The sequence below is a fragment of the Bradyrhizobium sp. USDA 4449 genome, from assembly GCF_054056275.1.
Genome location: NZ_JBSRYD010000001.1, coordinates 4,922,882 through 4,944,762, shown reverse-complemented (window position 1 = coordinate 4,944,762; position 21,881 = coordinate 4,922,882). Strand labels below are relative to the sequence as shown.

20 protein-coding genes are annotated in these 21,881 nt (G+C 63.9%); 7 read left to right on the top strand and 13 right to left on the bottom strand.

The genetic code is table 11. The features are described from left to right. Positions 1-49: 49 nt before the first annotated feature. From ACVIIW_RS22965 to ACVIIW_RS22950, 4 genes are all read right to left on the bottom strand, one after another. A complete protein-coding gene (locus ACVIIW_RS22965; RefSeq protein ID WP_456702810.1) occupies positions 50-790 on the bottom strand; it encodes a Crp/Fnr family transcriptional regulator in 741 nt (246 codons plus the stop codon). Beyond that, positions 790-3,957: a CheR family methyltransferase gene (locus ACVIIW_RS22960; RefSeq protein ID WP_456702809.1), complete on the bottom strand. Its 3,168-nt coding sequence runs from the start codon at positions 3,955-3,957 to the stop codon at positions 790-792. Before ACVIIW_RS22960 ends, ACVIIW_RS22965 begins: the two co-directional genes overlap by 1 nt. Before the next feature lie 127 nt (positions 3,958-4,084). Then, positions 4,085-4,366: a hypothetical protein gene (locus tag ACVIIW_RS22955; RefSeq protein WP_456702808.1), complete on the bottom strand. Its 282-nt coding sequence runs from the start codon at positions 4,364-4,366 to the stop codon at positions 4,085-4,087. Positions 4,367-4,375: 9 nt separating this feature from the next. Next, positions 4,376-5,383, bottom strand: coding sequence for a chemotaxis protein CheB (locus ACVIIW_RS22950; protein WP_456702807.1), 1,008 nt, complete (start codon positions 5,381-5,383; stop codon positions 4,376-4,378). An 85-nt stretch (positions 5,384-5,468) separates the two neighbouring features. Between ACVIIW_RS22950 and ACVIIW_RS22945 the strand changes: the two genes are divergently transcribed. After that, positions 5,469-5,873, top strand: a complete 405-nt coding sequence (locus ACVIIW_RS22945) for a response regulator (protein ID WP_456702806.1) — start codon at positions 5,469-5,471, stop codon at positions 5,871-5,873. Positions 5,874-6,391: 518 nt separating this feature from the next. Beyond that, positions 6,392-7,126, top strand: a complete 735-nt coding sequence (locus tag ACVIIW_RS22940) for an SCO family protein (RefSeq protein ID WP_456702805.1) — start codon at positions 6,392-6,394, stop codon at positions 7,124-7,126. Here the strand turns inward: ACVIIW_RS22940 and ACVIIW_RS22935 are convergent. From ACVIIW_RS22935 to ACVIIW_RS22910, 6 genes are read right to left on the bottom strand one after another with little or no spacing between them, the layout of a single operon-like run. Next, a complete protein-coding gene (locus ACVIIW_RS22935) occupies positions 7,068-8,177 on the bottom strand; it encodes a hypothetical protein (RefSeq protein WP_456702804.1) in 1,110 nt (369 codons plus the stop codon). The two genes, ACVIIW_RS22940 and ACVIIW_RS22935, sit on opposite strands and share 59 nt — an antisense overlap. Continuing rightward, on the bottom strand, positions 8,174-8,704 hold the full coding sequence (locus tag ACVIIW_RS22930) for a c-type cytochrome (RefSeq protein WP_456702803.1): 531 nt from the start codon (positions 8,702-8,704) through the stop codon (positions 8,174-8,176). Before ACVIIW_RS22930 ends, ACVIIW_RS22935 begins: the two co-directional genes overlap by 4 nt. Continuing rightward, positions 8,701-9,231, bottom strand: a complete 531-nt coding sequence (locus ACVIIW_RS22925) for a DUF3341 domain-containing protein (RefSeq protein WP_456702802.1) — start codon at positions 9,229-9,231, stop codon at positions 8,701-8,703. The genes ACVIIW_RS22930 and ACVIIW_RS22925 overlap by 4 nt, the downstream gene beginning before the upstream one ends. Further along, a complete protein-coding gene (nrfD, locus tag ACVIIW_RS22920; protein ID WP_456702801.1) occupies positions 9,224-10,579 on the bottom strand; it encodes an NrfD/PsrC family molybdoenzyme membrane anchor subunit in 1,356 nt (451 codons plus the stop codon). Before nrfD ends, ACVIIW_RS22925 begins: the two co-directional genes overlap by 8 nt. Beyond that, positions 10,576-13,461: a TAT-variant-translocated molybdopterin oxidoreductase gene (locus tag ACVIIW_RS22915; protein ID WP_456702800.1), complete on the bottom strand. Its 2,886-nt coding sequence runs from the start codon at positions 13,459-13,461 to the stop codon at positions 10,576-10,578. Before ACVIIW_RS22915 ends, nrfD begins: the two co-directional genes overlap by 4 nt. Continuing rightward, positions 13,458-14,114, bottom strand: coding sequence for a cytochrome c3 family protein (locus ACVIIW_RS22910; protein ID WP_456705235.1), 657 nt, complete (start codon positions 14,112-14,114; stop codon positions 13,458-13,460). The genes ACVIIW_RS22915 and ACVIIW_RS22910 overlap by 4 nt, the downstream gene beginning before the upstream one ends. A 119-nt stretch (positions 14,115-14,233) precedes the next feature. On the opposite strand from ACVIIW_RS22910, the gene ACVIIW_RS22905 reads away from it, so the two are divergent. From ACVIIW_RS22905 to ACVIIW_RS22885, 5 genes are read left to right on the top strand one after another with little or no spacing between them, the layout of a single operon-like run. After that, positions 14,234-14,587 (top strand): hypothetical protein, encoded by a 354-nt coding sequence (locus tag ACVIIW_RS22905; RefSeq protein WP_456702799.1) that lies wholly within the window; start codon positions 14,234-14,236, stop codon positions 14,585-14,587. Positions 14,588-14,610: 23 nt separating this feature from the next. Continuing rightward, a complete protein-coding gene (locus tag ACVIIW_RS22900) occupies positions 14,611-15,552 on the top strand; it encodes a cytochrome c oxidase subunit II (RefSeq protein ID WP_456702798.1) in 942 nt (313 codons plus the stop codon). Continuing rightward, entirely contained in the window at positions 15,549-17,156 is a 1,608-nt protein-coding gene (ctaD, locus tag ACVIIW_RS22895) for a cytochrome c oxidase subunit I (protein WP_456702797.1), read from the top strand. Before ACVIIW_RS22900 ends, ctaD begins: the two co-directional genes overlap by 4 nt. Next, positions 17,149-17,793 carry a cytochrome c oxidase subunit 3 gene (locus ACVIIW_RS22890; protein WP_456702796.1) on the top strand — a complete coding sequence of 215 codons (645 nt, stop codon included), beginning with the start codon at positions 17,149-17,151 and terminating at the stop codon, positions 17,791-17,793. Before ctaD ends, ACVIIW_RS22890 begins: the two co-directional genes overlap by 8 nt. Further along, the gene (locus tag ACVIIW_RS22885) at positions 17,790-18,065 is read left to right on the top strand and encodes a cytochrome C oxidase subunit IV family protein (protein ID WP_456702795.1); all 276 of its coding nucleotides are present in this window, start codon (positions 17,790-17,792) and stop codon (positions 18,063-18,065) included. Before ACVIIW_RS22890 ends, ACVIIW_RS22885 begins: the two co-directional genes overlap by 4 nt. Positions 18,066-18,068: 3 nt before the next feature. Here the strand turns inward: ACVIIW_RS22885 and ACVIIW_RS22880 are convergent, their stop codons facing one another. The 3 genes from ACVIIW_RS22880 to ACVIIW_RS22870 are packed head-to-tail and all read right to left on the bottom strand — an operon-like array spanning position 18,069 to position 21,804. Next, positions 18,069-19,298: a c-type cytochrome gene (locus ACVIIW_RS22880; RefSeq protein ID WP_456702794.1), complete on the bottom strand. Its 1,230-nt coding sequence runs from the start codon at positions 19,296-19,298 to the stop codon at positions 18,069-18,071. Continuing rightward, entirely contained in the window at positions 19,291-21,069 is a 1,779-nt protein-coding gene (locus tag ACVIIW_RS22875) for a GMC family oxidoreductase (RefSeq protein WP_456702793.1), read from the bottom strand. The genes ACVIIW_RS22880 and ACVIIW_RS22875 overlap by 8 nt, the downstream gene beginning before the upstream one ends. A 9-nt stretch (positions 21,070-21,078) precedes the next feature. Beyond that, positions 21,079-21,804 (bottom strand): gluconate 2-dehydrogenase subunit 3 family protein, encoded by a 726-nt coding sequence (locus ACVIIW_RS22870; RefSeq protein WP_456702792.1) that lies wholly within the window; start codon positions 21,802-21,804, stop codon positions 21,079-21,081. Positions 21,805-21,881: the final 77 nt, after the last annotated feature.

Below are 21,881 nucleotides of genomic sequence, written 5' to 3'. Positions count from 1 at the left end.
CTGAAGGCCTCGGCGAATGTGGCGAGTGGAAAACGCTTCTCGATCAGCTTCACCGGTAGAGCTGCAAATAGCCCGGTGAAAACAGCGCCGCGCTCTTGAGTGCATCCAGATCCGGAATCGTCAGAGTCCGCTCCCGCAGCGTGATCAGCCCGGACGCCCTCAGTTCCTGGATGGTACGATTGAGGTGGACGACGGAAAGCCCGGTTGCGTCGGCCAGATCCATCTGGGTTATCGGGAAGCTGCACGAAGTACCGTCGACCAGTCCGACCGGGCGAAGCCGCTCGTAGATTTCGCAGAACAGATGGGCGACCTTCTCCAGTGCGACACGACGTCCGAGATTGATCGCCCACTCGCGCTGGATCGCATTGTTCAATATCGTCTCGCACATGAAGGCTTCGGCAAGCGTTCGCTCGTTCGCTATGAGCTTCTCGAAACGCGCGCGTTTGATCTCGGCGTAAGAAACCGCCGTGGCCGTGGTGATCGAATGGTCGATCGTCGGCAGCAGATAAGCATGGGCGTCGCAGGTCTCGCCGGGCAGGATGAAGTTGACGATCTGCCGCCGGCCGTCCTCGAGCGTCTTGTGGCGGAACAGCCAGCCCGAGAGCACGACCCGGACGCTGTCGACCGGATCGCCTTCGGCAACCAGATCCTCGCCCGGCCCCGCCCGAAACAGACCTTCGAGAATAGCGTGCTCGAGCGCCGCGACCGCTTCCTCGGACAGGGGCCGCAACACATTGAGGCGGCGGATCACCGCATGTGCAAGACCTCCATCGGTGCCGTGGGAGCGCATCAGCCGTCCATCGAAGGCGTGTGAAAGGTTCTCTTGGTCAGTGGAATCGCGATCTGGCAGTGAAGCCCCGCCCCGTTGAAGGACATGGTCGTGTGCCCCTTCAGGTCGAACGCCAAAGTGCGCTCCAGAAGCTCCGAACCAAAACCCTTGCGTGCCGGCTGCGCCACGGCCGGCCCACCCCGCTCGCGCCAGTCGAACAACAGTTGCGGCGGGGTCGACGCTTCGTCGATGCGCCAGGAAATTTCCAGGCGTCCCGAGGGTTGGCCCAGCGCACCATATTTGAGCGCATTGGTGGCCAGTTCGTGGATGGCAAGTGCAAAGGTCTCCGCCGCCTTGGGCTGGAAACGGACCGCCGGCCCGGACACGCGCATCTGTTCGCCCTCGCGCGCGTTATACGCGAGAAGCTCCTCGACAACGAGATATTCCAGATCGACGCCGCCCTCGGGATCGCGCGTCACCAGCGCCTGCGTCCGCGCAAAGGCGTTCAGCCGGCCGTCGAGATGTGCTGAATATTCCTCGACGGTCGAGCTCGTCTCTGCGGAACGGCGCGCGATCGACCTGACAACGCCGAGCGTGTTGCGCACGCGATGCTGAAGCTCGGCGAGCAGAAGGCGCTGCCGCTCTTCCGCGCGCGTGATCGCCGTGACCTCGATGAAGGTGATGACCACGCCGGCAATGAAATTGTCGATGCTGCGATAGGGCAGAATGCGGACGATATACCGCGTGCCGCTGTCCGGCGCAGTCAGCTCGCGCTCGGCGCTGGCCAGCGTGCGCAGCACGCGACGCACGTCATCGTAGAGCTCCTCGATCGGAATGCGCGCCTTGATGTGCGCGATGGGGCGGCCGGTATCGGTCTCCACCAGATGCAGGATCTGGGTGATCGCGGGCGTGAAGTTCATCACGCGCAGATCGTTGTCCAGGAAGACAGTCGCGATCTGCGTGCTTTCCAGAAAATTCTTCAAGTCGCTGGTGGCGCGGGTCAGCTCCTGAACACGGTGGGCCAGCTCGCCATTGACTGTAGTCAGCTCCTCGTTGACCGATTGCAATTCCTCGCGCGAGGTCTCGAGTTCCTCATTGGCCGATTGCAGCTCTTCGTTGAGCGACTGGTATTCCTCGTTCGAGGATTTCAGTTCCTCGTTGGTGCTCTCGAGCTCCTCGATCGTTGCCTGGAGACGTTCACGGGTTGCCCGCAAATCGCTCTCGAGCCGCTCGACATGCTCGGTTCGCACCAGGCTGCCGGCATTGCCATCGCTTGCTTCCAGGCCGCGCGCCGGACCGTCCTTGAACAGGACGACGAAGTTTCGGTGACCGCCGGCGCCGTCCTGAATCGGCTCGACCGTGATGTCGACGAGCACGCTATGGCCGTTGACGCCAAGCTGGATCTGCTCGGCATGAGCGGGTTCGTTGGTCTCGGCGGCGCGGCTCAGCGTCGTCCGCAATTCCAGCCGGAGGTCGCGATGCACGAGTTGAAGCAGATCGAGCGAGGCGGCGCCCGCCGTCGGCTCGATATAGCGCCCCGTGCGGCCGGAAAAGTGCAGGATCTGGAAATTGTCGTCCGTGATCACATAGGCCGGCGCATAGCGCTCGGCGATCCGCTGCGCACGGCGCTCCAGCCCGACGTCGGGACCGAAGGAGCGGATCGGCGGCACCTCGACCGGAGCGCGACCCGCCGCGGTCGAAATCGGAAACTCGGGCGGCAGCCGCGTACCGGTCTCGAGCTTCCTGAAGATGCGGGCGCGACGATCGACGGGCGCGAACAGCTTCGGATGTCGCGTCACGTTTTCGGAATTGCCGAGGAACAGGTAGCGGTCCGGCAGCAGCGCAAAATGAAACAGCGGGATGACCCGGTTCTGAAGCTCTGCGTTCAGATAGATGAGCAAGTTGCGGCAGGAGACCAGATCGAGCTTCGAGAACGGCGCGTCCTTGATCACGTTGTGCTGGGAGAAGATGCACATCTCCCTGAGTTCCTTGACCACGCAATAAGTATCGCCCTCGCGGACGAACCAGCGCGCCAGGCGCTCGGGGGTCATGTCCTGTTCGATATTGGTGCGGTAGCGTCCGACACGTGCGGTCGCAAGCGCCCTTCCGTCGATATCGGTGGCGAAAATCTGGACCTGCGGAGCAGAGTCCAGCGTCGCCATATGCTCCCGCAACAGGATGCCGATCGAATAGGCTTCCTCGCCGGTGGCGCAGCCGAGCACCCAGACACGGACCTGCTGCCCGATTCCCTTGTTCTCGAAGATCTTCGGAATAATCTGCGTCTCGAGAACCTCGAATTCGCGCTTGTCGCGAAAGAACTCGGTGACGCCGATCAGAAGATCGTTGAAGAGGTTCTGCGCCTCGTCCTTGTCGTTGCGCAGGAAATCGACATAGGAGGTGATCTCATCGATCTGCACCACCTGCATGCGGCGCTGAACTCGGCGCAGAAACGTGTTCTGCTTGTAGCCGTGGAAATCGTTGCCGGTCTTGTTGCGCAGGATGTCGGCGATGCGTGACAGCGAGCTCGCGGCGGCCGCCAGCACCTCGTCGAAACCCTGCTTCTCCTCCAGGCGCCGCAGATGGCGCGCGTAGACCTGGATATGCTCGGGAATGTCCTCAGGCGACAGCACATAGTCGGCGATGGCTGCAGGGTTGCTGCTGTCGGCCAGATGCTTGGAATCCTCGTCGGCGCCCTTTTCCGCGATTGCCAGGCCGCCGTGATCCTTCAGGGTGGCTGCGCCCAACGTGCCGTCGCCGTCGGTTCCGCTGAGCAGCACCCCGATGGATTGCTCGGCGCGCTCCTCCGCCAGCGACACGAGGAAGCTGTCGATGGTGGCCCGTTCGCCCGGCCCCTGCTCCGCCTTCCGCACCGCGAGGCGGCCACCGTGGATGGTGGTGATCATGGCCATGGGGCTGAGATAGATCGTCCCGCCTTCGAGCGTCATCCCGTCGGTGATATTGGAGAGTTGGGCTCCCTCGGCACGCTGGATGACGGCATGCAGCCGCTGGTCGGAGAGCGCCTCACGATTCTGAAGCACCAGCACGATGGCCTGGTCGTCGCCCAGCGTCAGCTTTCCGAAGAAGCGCTCGATGCTGTCGATTGCGCCGGCCGACGCACCCACGCCAATGATCAATGGGGCCTTGACCTGACGCTCCCCGTCTCCCGGCGCTTTGCCGACTTCATCCATATCAGACGCTACTTTCGCTCTCCGGGATCGCGGATCCCAAGCTCATGGAATAGCAGAATTTCAAGGTATCCCAACAGCTGAATGGCGGGAATTGCTTGCCATATTCGACGACGCAATCCGGCCCCGATCAACCGGCCGTGGGCGCCAGGGAATCGACCTCGCGCTGGAGGTAGTTGACCCGCTGGACGATCAAGGTGCGGTGCCGCTCCCATTCCAACAAGGTTTGCTTGAGCAGATCAACCAGCCTTTCGGCCTGCCGTGTGTCATGCCCGCCGGCCCGGAGCTCGCGCACCAGATCCTCCTGGCTGCGAATCCGCAACCAACCTTCGTCGATGTCGCCATCCGCCTTGACAAGAAGGCGCTGCTCAACGTGGAGCTGCTCCGTCCGCTCGGCAAGGGAGGTGGCCATGGTGATGCCTCAGGTCGCTCGCGGGCGGATCGCCGGGTCGAATGAGTGTAGCACGACCCGCCGGATCATGTCGGCATATTCGCGATATTCGGCGGCGCGCGCATCGTACATCTCGGCGACTGCGGCGCGGCCGCTGCGCCGCCCATCGTCCGCCATGCGCTGCACCAGCTCAGCACGCTCCTCGATGATCCGCAGCGCCACCCGCAAGGCTTCATCGACCTGTCCCTCCTGCTCCTTGGCGAGCGCGTCGGCGGTATAGGCATGGCCGACCTGGCAGCGAAACCGCATCGGGTGGCCGCCCTTCACGGCGGACAGCACCCCACCGCAACTGGGACAGGTCAGCGCCGCGGGGTCGGCGATCTTGGTGAGGCTTCCGGCTCCGATCCTTTCACCGGCCGCGATCTCGACCTCCAGGCGGATGTCGGGAGCCACCGGGAGCGCACTACCCGGCTCCTCCCGGGCAAGATCAGACAGCACGTCGCCGAGCTTTGCAGCGGGGACACAGAGATCGGGGATCGTTGCCTCCAGGGCGCGCTGCGGCATTTCGGGCGAGATCGCGTCGGCGGGATCCTGGACCAGGGCCATCCCGCCGCAGCGCTTGATGGCATGGAGCCCGGCAACGCCGTCCGACAGCAAGCCGCTCAGCACGATTCCGATCACGCGGGGACCGTGGTGCACCGCCGCGGAGCGGAACAGGGCGTCGATCGCCGGACGGACCATGTTCTCGCGCGGACCGCGTCCGAGCTGGAGGTGATCTCCTGATAGCAAGAGGTGGTGGTCGGGTGCGGCCAGATAGATATGGCCGCGCTCGAAGGTCATCCCGTCGACGGCCTGATGCACCGGCAGCCTCCCGGCCGCAGCGGCAACCGTGGACAGGATGCCGATGCCCTGGGCTGGAATGTGCAGGACGATGAAGATCGCCGCCGGCAAGTCGAGGGGCAACGCCGCCAGAATTTGCTTCAGGGGTGCGGTGGCGCCGGCGGAGCCACCGATTACAATGATGTCACGGTTGCTCATCGGGAACCCGCCATCGCATGCTTCGTTTGCACCAAGGCGGCCCTTCGCCGTATGTTCCAATGGTCTTTCATGCGCTGGAGGAAACATGTTGGCATCCGCAACCTTGTTCCGCGAGCGCGCGCCCCTCTCGGGACGCCGTATTCTCGTCGTGGAGGACGAATACTTCCTGGCCGATGACATAAGTCGTGCGTTTCGATCGTTCGGCGCCGAAGTCGCCGGACCGGTCGGCGAGCTGGAGGATGCGCTGCGCATCCTCCATGATGGCTCGATCGTCGATGGTGCGGTGCTCGACGTGAACATTCGCGACGAAATGGCCTTTCCCATCGCGCAGGAGCTCCGGGCGCGTCACGTACCCTTCGTGTTCACGACGGGCTATGACAAGGTCAGCATTGCACCTGAATTCCACGATGTCTTGCTCTGGGAAAAGCCTGTTGATGTTGCGGCGATGATCCGCGGGCTCGGCGCATTGATCAGCTCCCGGCAGATGTGACGCGCATCGTCGAGGCCAACCGGTCTGGCCTAGAGCAGCCTGCTCCAGGTCAGCCACGCGGCGACCGCGATGCAGATGAATACCGCAAGATATGGCAGGGTGATGCGCAACGCCGAGGCCGCCCTGCCCGCTAGCTTAACGTCATCCATATGATTGCCCCGAGCATAATGAGAAAGCCCGTAATCGCCGTCCCGACGAAAATTTTTTCGACGCGATCCATCGTCATTCACCCCAGGGTCCCGCCGGGATTTTGACGGGTCTCTCTGCTTCATGCATTAGGTTATGTGAATCCGGCAGCCCTATTGTAGCTGCCGGTGGCCGCCCAGGAACCAAGCTCTCGGGTGAGCATTGCCTGACGCGGATAGCTGCAAGCCGTTTCTGGTCACCCGCCTCACCCGCACCGATCGCCCGGGATGCACACATTGCCCGCCCAATGCTCTGATGATGTGCCCGGAAGACGAGCCCGTGCGCGGGCCCCTGGATGGATCGTCGCGCTCGTCGCATGGATCGCGATGCCCGTGGCGACCCAAGCCCTCACCGCCTCGCAGCTCGAGCAGGCCGTCCTCGCGCGTCCCACGAATGCGCAACTGCCTTTGCAGATCCAGATGAACGACATCAACGATCGCCGCGCACCGCTGCAGGATTGGCTTGGCGGCGTCCCCACCGTCTGGATCCTGGCCGACTACACCTGCGAAACGCTGTGCGGGCCGGCCATCTCGATCGTCTCGAACGCGCTGGCCGATACGGGCTTGAGCGCCGGCAAGGACTTCCGGTTGATCGTGACCGGCTTCGATGCCAAGGACACGGCCGCCCAGGCGTTGACGATGAAGAATGCGCAGCTCAGCCCAAGGGGCGGGCTCGCCGAGCACAGCGCGTTTTTGCGCGCGGCAGCGACTGAGATCGGCGCTCTCACCGGCGCGTTCGGCGTGCAGCCCGTCTATGATCGCGAGCATGACCAATATGCCCACCCCGCCGCGGCCTTCGTGGTGACGCCGGACGGGCGGATTTCGCGCGCGCTCTCGGCTCTCGCGGTCGATGCCGCCAGCCTGCGTCTTGCCCTGGTCGAAGCGGGCCAGGGGCATGTCGGCGGATGGACCGACCAGATCCATCTGCTCTGCTATGGCTTCGATCCCGCGAGCGGCACCTATACGCTCGCGGCGCGGCGGCTGCTGATCGCGACGTCGTCACTCAGTGTCATCGTCCTTGCCCTGCTGATCGGCCTGCTGCTGCGGCGCGAGCACGCCACCAGATAGCGCCCAAAGGCTCTGGTTCTGCAGACCGCGCGAGATCAGCGTCGAACGCCAGCCAGAACACCGCGCCGAGGAACAGCGTTGCCGCAATCAACATCGCGCCGGTGACCGTCAGGGACAGGCCGTGAATGGCCGGCAGAATCAGAATTGCGGCTTCGAGCCAGCGCATGGCGAGCGTCAACCCGCACAGCGCCAGCAGCCAATGCGGGTCCGACCGCACCCGGCTGCTGAGCATCGCGCAGAACGGGAAGACGAATTGCCCGAATGAGAGCGCCGCCAGGACGAACTGCCACCCGTGCTGGGATCGCACCAGATACCAGGTGACCTCCTTGGGAATGTTGCCCGACCAGATCACGATGTACTGCATGGCATGGAGGTAGCACCACAGCAGCAGCACCGAGAGCAGAAGTCCGCTGTAGCCGCGGCTCGGGCCGATCTGTTGCGTCGACAACAAGCCGGCTGCGATCACGAAGGCCGTTCCGTTCACCAGCAGGAAGCTGAGTACGATGAGGCCGTAGATCGACGAGTGAAATTCCGGTTGCAGCGATTCGAACCAGTCGACCCCGGCAAACGATACGGTGAGAGTCCATGCGATCGCTCCAACGGAGGCGGCGCGGACCATGGCCTCGTCATGGCGCCAGGCGCGCCGGAGCCAATGGGCGAGCGCAATCCAGATCAGGAAATAGAGCACCGTCCGCAGCACGAAGAACCACGGCACGAACCAGTGCGCCTTGAACGGCGGCAATGAGGATCCATCCGCGATGGCGGGATAGATCTCCTTCATGAAGAGCAGGACCGGAATGAACGTCAGCGCGGCGACAGGCAGGATGCCTGATGTCGCGACGAAGACCGGATGCAGCGTCTCGGTCCAGCGCCGCCGCACCAGATAGCTGGTCATGAAGACAATAAGTGCGCCGATCGGAATGGCACCCCAGGCGCTCCAGGCGACGAGATAGGCTGAAGCGGTCGACCTGGCATCGATCACAAATCCCGCGATCAGGACCAGGCCCGACACCACCGCCACCACGCTTCTTGGGCTGCTGGACATTCTCATGGCCGGCTCTCCAGCCTGGCGCGCTCGTCCGCTGGCACGTCGTCGAGCGAGGCGTGACGGCTGAGCTGAAGCGCGCGGATATAGGCGACGATCGCCCAGCGATCCGCCGGCGGCACGCGGGCCGCATAGGAGTACATCGCGCCATGGCCGTTGGTGATGACGTCGAAGAAATATTGGTCTTCCGCGTTGCGCAGCCGGTCGTCGTGATAGCTCGTCGGCCGCGGCATGCCGCGCTGGACGACGATGCCGTTTCCGTCACCGCCGGCGCCATGGCAGGGCTGGCAAAATATGCCGAAGCGCTCGCGTCCCCGCGCGAGCAGCGCGGCCGAAAGCGCAGGCCTGGTATGAGCCGCCTTCTCCCGGTCCAGATCGTCGCGAGCGACGGTGTTCGCCGGCGGCGGCCGCAGCACGCCGCCGCGAAACAGCGGCGCGCGCGAATATTCGCTGTAGCGCGGCTGCTCGTCCATGTTCTGATCACAGGCGGCGAGCAGACCGGCAAGCGCGACGATGACCAGAAGCCTGCTCATTCCGGCACCAGCTCCACCGACAGCGCGCCGGTCCCGCTGAGAAACGCCAACGTCTCGCCCGCCTCGAACCTCGCATCGTCAGCGCCGACGCAAAGGAAGAAGCGGTCCTTGCTGGCACGGTGAAACCTTTCGCCGTTGAACACGGGATAGCTGAGCCGCGGCAGCCCGTTCTGCCACAGCATCCCGACCAGCATGGCGAGCGCCGAGAACAGAATGGTGAGCTCGAAAGTCACGACCGCAAAGGCCGATATCGGATAGATCGGCCGTCCCCCGACATTGAGCGGGTAGTCGTAATTCGTGAAGAACTGCATGGCGAGCGCGGTGGTTGCGCCGGCGATCGCTCCGCCAAGTCCGACGAAGGAGATCGTCGGCCGCGGAAATCGCAGGATGCGGTCCAGGCCCTCGACCGGAAACGGCGTGAAGGCGTCGAGGCTGCGGTAGCCGGCTTCCCGCGCTTTCCGCGTCGCCGCCAGCAGGTCGTCCGGAGTCCTGAACTCGGCCAATGCGCCATAGAGCCCCTTAGCCATGCTGCTGCTCCTCCTTCTCCTCGTGGAGAAGCTCCTTGCTCTCGAAGATCGAGATCATGGGAACGAGCCTGATGGCGATGAGGAACGGCACCAGGAAAAGGCCGATCGTGCCGAAATAAGTCGACCAGTCCCAGAAGCTCGGCGTGAAATGGCTCCATGACGAAACCAGGAAATCGCGATAGAGGCTGGTGACCAGGATCATGTAGCGCTCGAGCCACATTCCGACCACGACCGACGCCGAGATCAGCAGCAGCATCCACCCGCTCCGCCGCACGTTGCGCAGCCACAGCGCCTGGAGCGGGATGAAGTTGAGGACGACCGCGCCCCAATAGGTCCAGGCATAGGCGCCGGCAAAGCGGTCGGCCAGCGTTTGCAGCTCGTGCGGCTCACCGGAATAGAGCGCGTCGAACACCTCGAAGACATAGCCGTAGCCGGTCATCAGGCCGGTCGCGAGCAGGACCATTCCGAGCAGATCGAGATGGTCGTCGGTCACGAGATTCTTCAGCCCGAACCACGAGCGCAACGACACCGCGATGATGGAGACGACGGCGAAGCCCGAGAAAGCCGCGCCGAGGACAAAGTAAGGCGGGAAGATCGTCGAGTGCCAGCCCGGGATCTGCCCCGCGGCAAACAGCAGCGAGACCTCGCTGTGAACCGACACGACAAGCGGCACCGCAAGTCCTGCCGTCAGCCGATAGGTCTGCTGCCAGCGCTGCCAGTGCCTCGCCGAGCCGCGCCATCCGAGCGCGATGATGCCGAAAAAGATCTGCCAGCCGCGCCGCGTTGCGCGGTCGCGGGCGGCGGCGAGATCAGGGATCAGGCCGGTGTACCAGAAGGCCAGCGAGACCGTCAGGTAGGTCAGCACCGCCCAGATGTCCCATTCCAGCGGGCTGCGGAATTGCGGCCACACGCCCATCGTCGCCGGATAGGGAAACATCCAGTAGACGTACCAGGGCCGGCCGAGATGCAGGATCGGGTAGATGCCGGCGCAGACCACGGCGAACAGCGTCATGGTCTCGGCGAAACGGTTGAGCGAGTTGCGCCATTCGCTGCCCGTCAGCAGCAGCAGCGCCGAGATCAGCGTGCCGGCATGGCCGATGCCGAGCCACCAGACGTAGTTGTGGATGGCGAAGGCCCAGTTGACGGGAATGTTGATGCCCCAGATCCCGACGCCGCGGGTGAACAGCTCGAGCACCGAGACCATCAGCAACAGCAGCAGCGCGCCTGCGACCGACATCGCGATCATCCAGCGCCGGTCCGCCGGAAAATGCAGGGGAATGCCGGTGAGCTGATCGGTGATGCCGCCGATGCTCTGGCGCTTCGGCAGGATGTCGGATTGCTCGCTCATCCCTGCCTCGATTCCGTCTCATCGTCGCGCCAGCGCGCCAGGTAGGTCGTGCGCGGCCTCGTTCCCAGCTCTTCGAGCAGCACGTAATGGCGACCGTCGCGCTTCAGCCGCGACACTTCCGAATTCGGGTCGTTGATGTCGCCGAACACGATCGCCTTGGTGGGACACGCCTGCTGGCAGGCGGTGACCACCTCGCCGTCGCGTATGGGGCGGTTCTCCTTGTCGGCGGCGACATGGGCCGCCTCGATGCGCTGGGTGCAATAGGTGCATTTCTCCATGACGCCGCGCGCGCGCACGGTCACGTCCGGATTGTGGGCAGCATGCTCGGGTGAATCGGCGGGCGAGCGATAGTCGTAGAAATTGAAGCGCCGCACCTTGTAGGGACAATAGCTCGAGCAGGTCCGCGTGCCGATGCAGCGGTTATAGACCATCTGGTTGACGCCCTCGGAGTTGTGCGTCGTGGCGTGGACCGGACAGCCCATCTCGCAAGGTGCGTCCTCGCAATGCATGCACGGGACCGGTTCGAAGAAGCTGTGGGGATCGCTGACATCGCCGGTGTAGTAGCGGGCGATCCGCAGCCAGTGCATCTCACGGCCGGCCCGGACCTGATCCGCGCCGACCACGGGCACGTTGTTCTCGGCCGTGCACGCCGTCACGCAGGCATTGCAGCCGATGCAGCTGTCGAGATCGATCACCATGCCCCAGGCGTTCTTCGACGACGGCCAGGGCGGATAAAGGCTGGCCTGCGCCGGCTTGGCCCGCTCGACCTGGCCCGGACTGATCTCGCGCGCGAGATCAAATCCCTCGAGCCGATGATGCAGCTGGGTCACCGCGAGTTCCTCGCGGGTCGCAAGCTTGCGCAGGCGCCCCTGCGCCAGCCACGCTGCAGCAGCGGGCCGCACCTGGTAGGCGTCGTATCCGAGATTGTCACCCACCCGTCCCGCCCGGGTCCGGCCGTAGCCGAGATAGAGCGCGACCGTGTTGTCGGCCTGGCCCGGCATGATCCAGAGCGGCCCCTCGACATGACGCTCGCCGACGGTGACCTCGACATGATCGCCGTTGGCGGCCGCGAGGCGTTTCGCAAGCGCAGGACTCACCGCGATCACGTTGCTCCAGGTCACCGTCGTCAGCGTCTTCGGAAGCTCCTGAAGCCAGCCGACATTGGCGAACTGGCCGTCCCAGACCGTGGGGTCCGGCTGAAACACGATGTCGAGCTCCCCGGTCGTCTTTGGGGGCGCGGGCGCATCGCTCGCAGGCGACGCGGTGATGAACTGGGCCGCACCAGCGACGAAACCATCATGCAGCGCCTGCTTCCATCGCGTCTCGAATGCGTCGCCGAAGCTCGGCTGCCAGGTTTGGCGGATTGCGGCATCCGGCGTCTCGTCAACCTCCCCAAGCAGCTTTGCCAGAACGTAATGCGCGGATCTGACGTCGTAGAATGGCGAGATCACCGGCTGGAGGATCGTCGCCGTGCCGTCCACGGCGCGCGCATCACTCCAGCACTCCAGCGGATGCGCAAGAGGCAGCTGCCATTCGCAGAGCGCAGCCGTCTCGTCCCGGTGCAGGCCAAGATGAATCGAGGAGCGAACATGCTTGATGGCGTCGCCGACATTGAGCTCACCGGGCGCGCTGTAGACGGGATTGCAATCGAGCACGAGGAGAGAGGTGACGCGCTCCGCTTGGATGTCGGAGACGAGTTCGGCCAGCGTTCCCGCGTCGGCCGGGCCCGCGATCGGCGCGGTCAGCTTCAGCCTCTCGCCGGCATTGCCGAGCTGCTGGTTGATCCGCGCAACCCAGAGCGCCGCGGCCGCGCCGCCGCTCAAGCCCGAGACGAACAGCGAGCGCGCCGAATGGTCCTTGCAAGCCGCCACGATGCGCGCGATCCAGCCGGCTTCCGCGCCGGAGAGATCCGGCTTCGATGCGCCGGCAATACCGAGCGCACTGGCCAGCGCTTCGGCGAGAACAGGCATCCGCCTGGCGTCAGCGATCAGCCGCTGACCGGCCATCGCCCCGGTCGCCGTCGGCACGCTCTCGGCCACGAACAGCCGATTGCCCGGCCGGTCGCTGGATCGCCGGCGCGCCTGCGACCAGCCCAACGCGTGACGGACCTGATCGGGCCCGGGCCCCAGAAAGTCATCGTCGAGGTCGACGACGACGTCGCACTCGCCGAGCACATAGTGCAGGTCGAGTGCCTGACCATAAACCGCGGCGGTGATCTGTCGCCTCGCCTCATGCCCCGTAGCGGCATGTGTGTGGACGCGCGCTTTCGGAAACTGCGCCCGGAACGCATCGATCTGCCGCAGCAAAGTCGGCGAGGTCGTGGGTCCGAGCAACAACCTGACGCCGTCACCCTGACCGGCGCGCCAGTTTTCGCGCATTACGCCCATGGCGGACTCGACATCGGCCCAGCTCACCGCTTCGCCATGGCGGGTGGGTGCAGCCGTGCGGTCGGGATCATAGAGCTGCAACACAGCGCTCTGCATGAAGATGTCGCTGCGGCCCTGCGTTGCCGGATGCCCCGGATTGCCGTCGAGCTTGGTCGGACGCCCGGCATGGGCCGTGGCGATGACAGGTTGCGCGTAGCCATCGAGCAGCACGGCCGTCGCGTAGTAGCGCGGCAGGCCGATCGTCTCGCTCGGCGGCTGGTCGACATAAGGCAGCGCTGCAATGAACGAGCTCTTCTCGCAACCGGTCAGCCCCGCCAGCGCGAAGGAAGCGCCCATCAGCTTGAGGAATTCGCGGCGCGCGGTCCTGGAGAATTCGTGGACAACAGGGTATTCCGCCTCGATGAAGGCCTGAAACCGCGGATCATCCGACAGTTCCTCGATGCCTGCCCACACGCGCGGCCCGTCCGCCGGTCGATGATCAATGCTGCGCTTCATCGGTGGCACACGTAACAATGCGTGAGCTCACCGACGCGAATGCCTTCATGAGCGGCGATGGTCTCGCCCTCCTTGCGCACATTCGCGGCCGGCGTCCACGCCATGTCGGTGATGTGATCCGGCGGACGCAGATGCGGCGCCGGATCACGGTGGCAATCGATGCAGAACTGCATCGTGAAGGGCTTTGCGCGATAGGTCAGCGCCATCCGGTCGATACGGCCATGGCAGCTTTCGCAGCCAACGCCCTTGGCGATATGGATGTCGTGGCGGAAGAACACGTAGTCAGGCAGCTTCGCGACGCGTGTCCACCGGATCGGCGTGTTGTCGGCGAGGCTCTTCCGCACCGGTTCCAGCATCGACGCGTTGGTCCATATCTGGGAGTGACATGTCATGCAGGTCTCGGTCGGTGGAAGGCCGGCTTGCGGCCCGGACTCGACATTGCCGTGGCAATAGCGGCAGTCGATGCCGAGTTCGCCGGCATGATGGCGATGGCTGAACGGCACCGGCTGATGCGGACGGATATCGGTCTCGGTCATGTACGCCGAATGCGCGAAGCCGACGGCGGCCACGATGCTGCCGCCGGCGAGCGACAGGCCGCCGATCAGGAACAGGCGTAACCACGTGTCCGCCACAGGGGAGAATATTTGCACCATCCTCGCTGCGACCCCGATGGCGAGCTGTCGGCTCATCAATCGAGCCCTCGCACATTGGTTCCTAAGTAGGAACGCAATTCCCCTCGCAGCATTGTCACCCGTCAATCGAGGGCGGCAGCATGTCGGACAGCAAACGCTTCGACTACGAGCGGTCGGACGTCGGACTCCGCCTCGTCGGCTGGCTGGCGGCAGGTCTTGCGACTTTCGTCGCAGTCACGCCGCTCGTGCTGCCGATGATGTTTCCGCTATCCACAAAACCCATCACGCCCGCGAGTCGTCCGGCCTTGAGCTCCGACGCGCCGCCCCTCGACGAGGCGCCTCGGGCGACGCTGCAGGCGATGCGCGATGGGCAAGCGAAGATCGAGCGCGGTTACGGCTGGACCGACAAAACCCGGGGCGAAGTCCGCATTCCGATCGACCGCGCGATCGACATTCTCCTGCGCAGGGGACTGCCGGGGTGGCCGTCTCCATGAGTGCGCTCCGAAGGTCCCGCTAGATGTGGCGCCAATGGATTCCGTTCTGGCAACCCGGGCTCTCGCCGCACAGCGGCGACGTCGATCTGCTGTTCACTGGCCTGTTGATTGCGAGCGCACTGGTCGTCGGCCTGCTGTTCTTTCTGCTGACGCTATTTTGCGCGCGCTATCGCGCGGGCAACCGGACCGACAGGAACCATCGCGTCAAGAAGAGCTGGCATTGGGAGGTGAGCTGGACCGCCGCCTCGTTCGTCTGCTTCCTCGGCCTCTTCGTTTGGGGAGCCAGCGTTTTTTTCCAGATTTATCGTACGCAGAGCGACGAGCACGACGTGTTCGTCGTGGCGAAACAGTGGATGTGGAAGACGCAGCATCCTGGTGGCCAGGCGGAGATCGACGCGCTGCATATCCCGGTGAAGCGCCCTATCCGCCTGGTGATGGCGTCGCAGGACGTCATTCACAGCTTCTACATCCCCGCCCTTCGTCTCAAGCATGATGTCGTTCCCGGCCGCTACCAGGACCTCGAGATCGAGATCGACAAGCCCGGCCACTATCACCTGTTCTGCGCCGAATATTGCGGCACCGACCACTCCGGCATGATCGGCGAGGTCGTGGCGATGGAGCCGACCGATTTCTCCAACTGGCTGACGCAGCAAGCGCCGTCGAGCCCGCTCGCAAGCGAGGGCGGCCAGCTCTTCCGCGAGCTTGGCTGCAGCGGCTGCCACGGCGGCGGCGGCACAGTCCGCGCGCCCCCGCTCGAAGGCGTCTACGGCAAGCCGGTGCCGCTCTCTGACGGCACCACCGTGATCGCGGATGATAAATACATCCGGGACTCCATCCTGATGCCGCGCAGCCAGGTGGTCGCAAGCTATCAACCTGTAATGCCCTCGTTCGAGGGCAAGGTCAGCGAAGATCAGCTTTTGCGGCTCGTGATCTACATCAAATCGCTCGCAGGACATCCATCATGAGCGACCCAAACTATCTCACCGCCGATTTCACGCTGCGCTCGTGGTTCCTGACGACGGACCACAAGCGGATCGCGATCCTCTATTTCGCGAGCCTGATCGTCTTTTTCTTCATCGGCGGCGCGGCTGCGACCGTGATCCGGATCGAGCTTGCGACGCCCCAGGCCGATCTCGTCAGCTCCGACGTCTACAACCGCCTCTTCACCATGCATGGCATCATCATGGTGTGGTTCTTCCTGATCCCGTCGATTCCCAACACGCTCGGCAATTTCATTGTCCCGTTGATGATCGGCGCGCGCGATCTCGCCTTTCCCCGGCTCAATCTGATGAGCTGGTACATCTTCATGCTCGGCGGCTGCACCACGCTGTTCGCGATCTTCGCCGGCGGCGTCGATACCGGCTGGACCTTCTACACGCCGTTCTCCACGCTCTATTCCAACAGCTACGTGATCGTCGCGGCTGCGGGCGTCTTCATCGCGGGCTTCTCGTCGATCCTGACCGGCCTCAATTTCATCGTCACCATCCATCGCCTGCGCGCACCTGGGCTGACCTGGTACCGGTTGCCGCTGTTCCTGTGGTCGCTCTATGCGACGTCGGTCATCCTGGTGCTGGCCACGCCGGTGCTCGCGATCACGCTGCTGCTGATGGCGACGGAACGCTTTTTCGGCGTCGGCATCTTCGATCCCAGGATCGGCGGCGACCCGCTGCTGTTCCAGCATCTGTTCTGGTTCTACTCGCATCCCGCTGTCTACATCATGATCCTGCCGGGCATGGGGGTGATCAACGAACTGATCTCGTGCTTCTCCCGCAAGCAGGTGTTCGGCTACAAGTTCGTGGCCTGGTGCAGCCTCGCCATCGCCGCGGTCGGCTTCCTGGTGTGGGGCCACCACATGTTCGTCAGCGGCCAGTCGCTGGTTGCGAGCCTCGTGTTCTCCTTCATGAGCTTCATCGTCGCGGTGCCCTCGGCCATCAAGGTCTTCAACTGGACCGCGACCCTGCACAAAGGCTCGATCCATTTCGACGCGCCCATGCTCTATGCGCTCGGGTTCATCGGTCTGTTCACGGTCGGTGGTCTCACCGGCCTGTTCCTGGCTTGCCTCGCCTACGACGTGCACGCGACCGACACCTACTTTGTGGTCGCGCATTTCCACTACATCATGGTCGGCGGCATGGTGACGGCCTATTTCGGCGGCTTGCACTATTGGTGGCCGAAGATTACCGGCCGGCTCTACTCGGAATATTGGGCGCGAACCGCCGCGGTCCTGATCTTCTTCGGCTTCAATCTGACGTTCTTCCCGCAGTTCATCCTCGGCGCGGAGGGCATGCCGCGGCGCTACCACGTCTATCCCCCGGAGTTCCAGGTCTGGAACGTGCTGTCATCCGGAGGCGCCACAATCCTGGCCGTCGCCTATCTGATGCCGCTGTTCTACCTCGGCTACTCCGCATTCTTTGGCAAACGCGCGCCGGCAAACCCCTGGGACGCGCCCGGCCTGGAATGGCAAACCTCCTCGCCGCCCCCCGAACACAACTTTACGACGCAGCCCGTGGTCACACGCGACCCGTATCAATACAACGAGGCCTTCCAGGCGGAGCCGCAGAATGCGTGATAGCTCCGCCGTTGCTCCGCAATACGCTTCGATACCTCACCGCGATCACACGGCCGAACTCGGCATGTGGGTGTTCATCGCAACCGAAGTTCTTCTGTTCGGCGGGCTGATCCTCGCCTATATCGTCTACCGGCACGCATTGCCGCAAGGTTTCGCCGAGGGCGGCCGGCACACCGAGATCGTGATCGGAACGGCCAACACGGCCGTCCTGCTGACATCGAGCTTTCTCGTGGCATGGGCCGTTGAGATCTTCTCGCCTGCCACAGCAAGGATCGTCACATGGCTACTCATTGGCGCTGCCTGCCTTGGGCTGATCTTCATCGTGCTCAAGGGGATCGAGTACAGCAAGGAATATGACGAGCATCTCGTCCCCGGGATCGACTTCGTCTTCGCCGGACCGCTGGCCAATGGCGTCCAGCTGTTCTTCATCTTCTACTTCATCGCGACGGCTATCCACGCCCTGCATATGCTGATCGGGATCTGCCTGTTGATCACGCTTGCAACCCTTTGCCGGAAGGCGCCGACGACGCGTCACCACACGGCCCTGCACAGCGCAGCGCTGTACTGGCATTTCGTCGACGTGGTCTGGATCTTCCTGTTCGCGCTGATCTACCTGCCCGGAAGGTCGACACCATGACCGACTGGCGACCACCGCTTGCCCTGATCGGAGCCTGGCTTGGTTTGCTCGCGTTGCTGGCGCTGACGATCACGCTCGCCTACGTGCCGCTCGGAGCGGGCAATGCCGTCGTGGCCCTCACGATCGCTACCATCAAGGCAGGTCTCGTCGCAACCATCTTCATGGAGCTGTGGCATCGGCGCGGCCTCACACTCGTCTTTGCCGGCGCCGGACTGTTCTGGCTGGGGATACTTCTCTACCTTGGTTCAATGGATTTCCTGACCCGGACCTGACGGTCAGTTCGTCCTCGCATCGAGCGCCGTCCGCTCCTTCTTCGCCTCGGCCTCGCTGACCGGCGGCGCCTTGCCCCAATGGTTGCGGACATAGGTCGCGACCGCCGCGACCTGCGCGTCATTCAATTGCCAGCCGAAGGCAGGCATGGCGGGACCTGTCGGCTCCTTGTCTGTCGCCACGCTCTGTGCGCCCTGCAGGATCACGCGCAGCACCGTCGTCGGATCTCCCGTGTTGACGGTCGCGGCGAGGTTGAGGTTCGGAATGAGATTGGGAACGCCAGACCCGTCCGATTTGTGGCAGGCCGAGCAGAGGTCCTGATAGATCGCGCCGCCGGCGGACATCACATGGGCATCGGCCGAGCTGTCCGCCGCAGGCTTCGGTCCCGATACATCCTTCAGATAGGTGGCCATCGCCTTGGTGTCGTCGTCGCTGAGCCGGGACGTCGAGAGCTCGACCACTTCGCCCATCAAGCCGGCTGCGGCCGCAAAGCGGTTGTGCCCGGTCTTGAGATATTGCGCGAGATCGTCGATCGACCAATCGGCAAGCGGACCCTGCCCGCTGGTGATGTCAGGCGCGACCCATCCCTGCAGCGTGTAACCCTGGAGCCGCTTGCCGGATTTGTCGCCGCCCAAAGCCGTCTTCGGCGTATGACAGGCGCCGCAATGGCCGGGGCCTTCGACGAGATAAGCGCCGCGATTCCACTGCTTCGACTTGTCCGCCCGCTCCCAGAACTCGCCCGGCGTGAAATACAGCTTGTCCCACACCATCATCGCCATCCGCTGGTTCAGCGGGAACGGCAGCTGGTTGACGGTGACGGGATTGTGGACTGGCTCGAACGTCGCGAGGTAGGCGCGGATGTCCTTGACGTCCTCCCGTGTCATGCGCGCGAAATAGGGATATGGCATGGCCGGGTACAGCCGCTTGCCGTCGCGGCGCATTCCCTTCCGCACGGCCGCGTCGAACTCCTCGTCGCTCCACGCGCCGATCCCGGTCTCCCGATCAGGCGTGATATTGGGGGCGACCAGCACGCCGAACGGCGTTTCGATGGGACGGCCGCCGCTCAGAGGATGGTCGCTGCCCGGGACCGTATGGCAGCTCCCGCAATCGCCGGCGGCGGCCAGATAACGTCCGCGCTCGACGGCGGCAAAGTCCTGCAAGCCCGCACTCGTGGCCTGACCGACGCCGGCAGCAAGCGTCAGCGTCACCAAGGCGAGTTGCGCAGCTCTACGCATTGATCAGCTGCCCCGGGTTCTTGAGATATTTGGAGCGGATCGCATCGGCGGCCCAATAGGCGAGCGCCGCGACCGTTCCGGTCGGATTGTAGCCGGCGTTTTGCGGGAACGCGCTCGCGCCTGTCACGAACAGGTTCGGCACGTCCCAGCTCTGGAGGTAGCGGTTGAGTGCGCTGGTGTTGGGATCCGTACCCATGATCGCTCCGCCACAAAGATGCGTCGTCTGGTATTTGGTGATGTCGTAGGGCGCCTTGCGGTATTCCTTGTGGACCTGCCTTGCGCCCATGGTTTGAAAGATCTCGGCGAACTTGTCCGTCAGGAATTTGTTCTGCTTGATCTCGTTATCGTGGAAATCCATCGTGATCCGCGCGAGCGGCCGGCTGAAGCGGTCCTTGTAGGTGGGGTCGAGATCGACATAGACGTCGCGGTAGCTGTACATGCTGCCGTGCACGCCGGTCCCCGGCTTGATCGCGCTCTGATAGTTTTCCTTGACGGCCTTCTTCCACTCGGCGCCCCACAGCGGCGTGCCCGGCGGCACGGGCGTGGTCTCGATCGGCCGACCGTTGGTCTGCACAATCCCCATGTAGCCGCCGCCGACGAAACCGTGTGGACCGTGATCGAAATTGTCGCCATTGAACTCGTCGATGCACATTCCGATCGCGCCGGAAGCGATGAACGGGTTGAAGACGAATTTTGCCGGATCGAAGAAGCTGACGACGTCAGAGATGGTCTGGTGAGTGAAATTGCGGCCGATCACGCCGGTATTGGCAGCGGGATCATAGGCCTTGCCGATGCCCGACAGCAGCAGCAGCTGGACGTTGAAGATCGTGTAGGCCGAGAGAACGACGAGATCAGCCGGCTGCTCCCATTCATCACCTGAGGCATCGACGAAGGTCACCCCGGTGGCCCGCTTGCCGGAGTGGTCGACGTTGACCCGCGTGACCTCGCTGTTGTCACGCGCCGTGAAGTTGGGTTTCCGCACCAGCGCCGGCAGCACCGTGGTCTGCGGCGAGGCCTTCGAGTAGTTGCCGCACCCGAACCACTCGCAGAAGCCGCAATAGGTGCATGGTCCGAGGCGTACGCCGAGAGGATTTTGGTACGGCCGCGACATGTTGCCGGAGGGCTGCGGAAACGGCTTGTAGCCGAGTTCGCGCGCAGCCTTGCCGAACAGCGTATGGCCGAACGGCTGGTCCTGCGGCGGGTTGGGATAGGGGCGCGAGCGCGGCCCCTCGAACGGATTGCCACCCTCCATGATCTTGCCTTTGACGTTGCCGGCCTGGCCGGACGTGCCGCAGAGATATTCGAACCGGTCGTAGTGCGGCTCGAGCTCATCATAGGTCACGCCCCAATCCTGGATGGTCATGTCATCAGGCAGAAAACCGGCGCCATAGCGTTCGGTCAAATGCGTCTTCAGCACGAAGTCCGAGGGCAGGAAGCGCCATGTCTCCGCATTCCAGTGCACGCCGCCCCCGCCGACGCCGTTCGGCGGCATGAACGCCCCCCAGCTTCGGATCGGCAGCGCCGCCTCGCTCGTCTTGTTCCGGAAAGTGAAGGTCGTCTGGCTTGGGCTCAGGAACAGCTCATGACGAATGCGATAACGCAATTCGTCGGCCGCGTAGCCCGGCGGATAGTCGGTCGCCGTGTTGCGCCAGGGACCCCGCTCGATCGCGATCACGTCGAGCCCGGCATCGGCGAGCTCATAGGCCATGATCGAACCGGTCCATCCGAGCCCGATGATGACAACGTCCTTGCGCGGGAGCTTACGAGCCATGTGCGCCGCTCACGATTTTGCAGGGGTCCAGTCGGCCCGCCCGGCGATGCTGACGGGGGGATACGGGTAGCGCTCGTTGTGACGATTGACCCAGTCGCGATAATCGTAGCGGATGCCGGGAAAGCCGATCATCTTCCAGCCGACCATGTCGTTATTGCCGCCGTGGATCGGATCGGAAAAGAAACCTTCCGGGACGTCCTTCAGCAGAGCCGAGAAGAAGCCCTGAGCGTCGACCGTCTCGAACTTGACCTCGCCCGACTCGATCTTGCGCAGCACGTCATCCTGCGCGGCGGCATCGAGCTCTGCGAAGGACTTGCCGCCCTGCGTTGACTTGCAATGCTTGTCGAGCGCGGCCAGCGCCTTGCGATAGAACTCGGCGTGGGTCAGCGCCGATTGGGAGCCTTGCTCCTTGGTGCCTTTGGTGTGAGGCGCAAGCGTGTAAAGCCCCTCGTTGGAGCCATACGGCCCCTTGAGCTGGCGATCGATGAAGACGGCGCAGCCCGCGATCTTGCCGCCGGGCGTCTCCGCATCGGGCGGAATGATGCGATCGACGATCGCTTCCATCGCGCGGGCTTCATCCAGAGTGAAGAACTGCCAAGGACCCAGCCGCACGATCTCCGGCGGCGAGTTCGGATGGGGCGACCATGGCACGTGATTGTGGATCACGGTCGCGCGCGTCAGGGACGTCGTGCCGACAAGCCAGGCCGCGAGTGCCAGAAATGTTCTGCGCTGCATGGGACATCCATCAGGCCCGTGCAGGCAACGTAAGCCGGATTTGGATGTTCCTAATTGCCCGAGCGGGGCCGTACCTC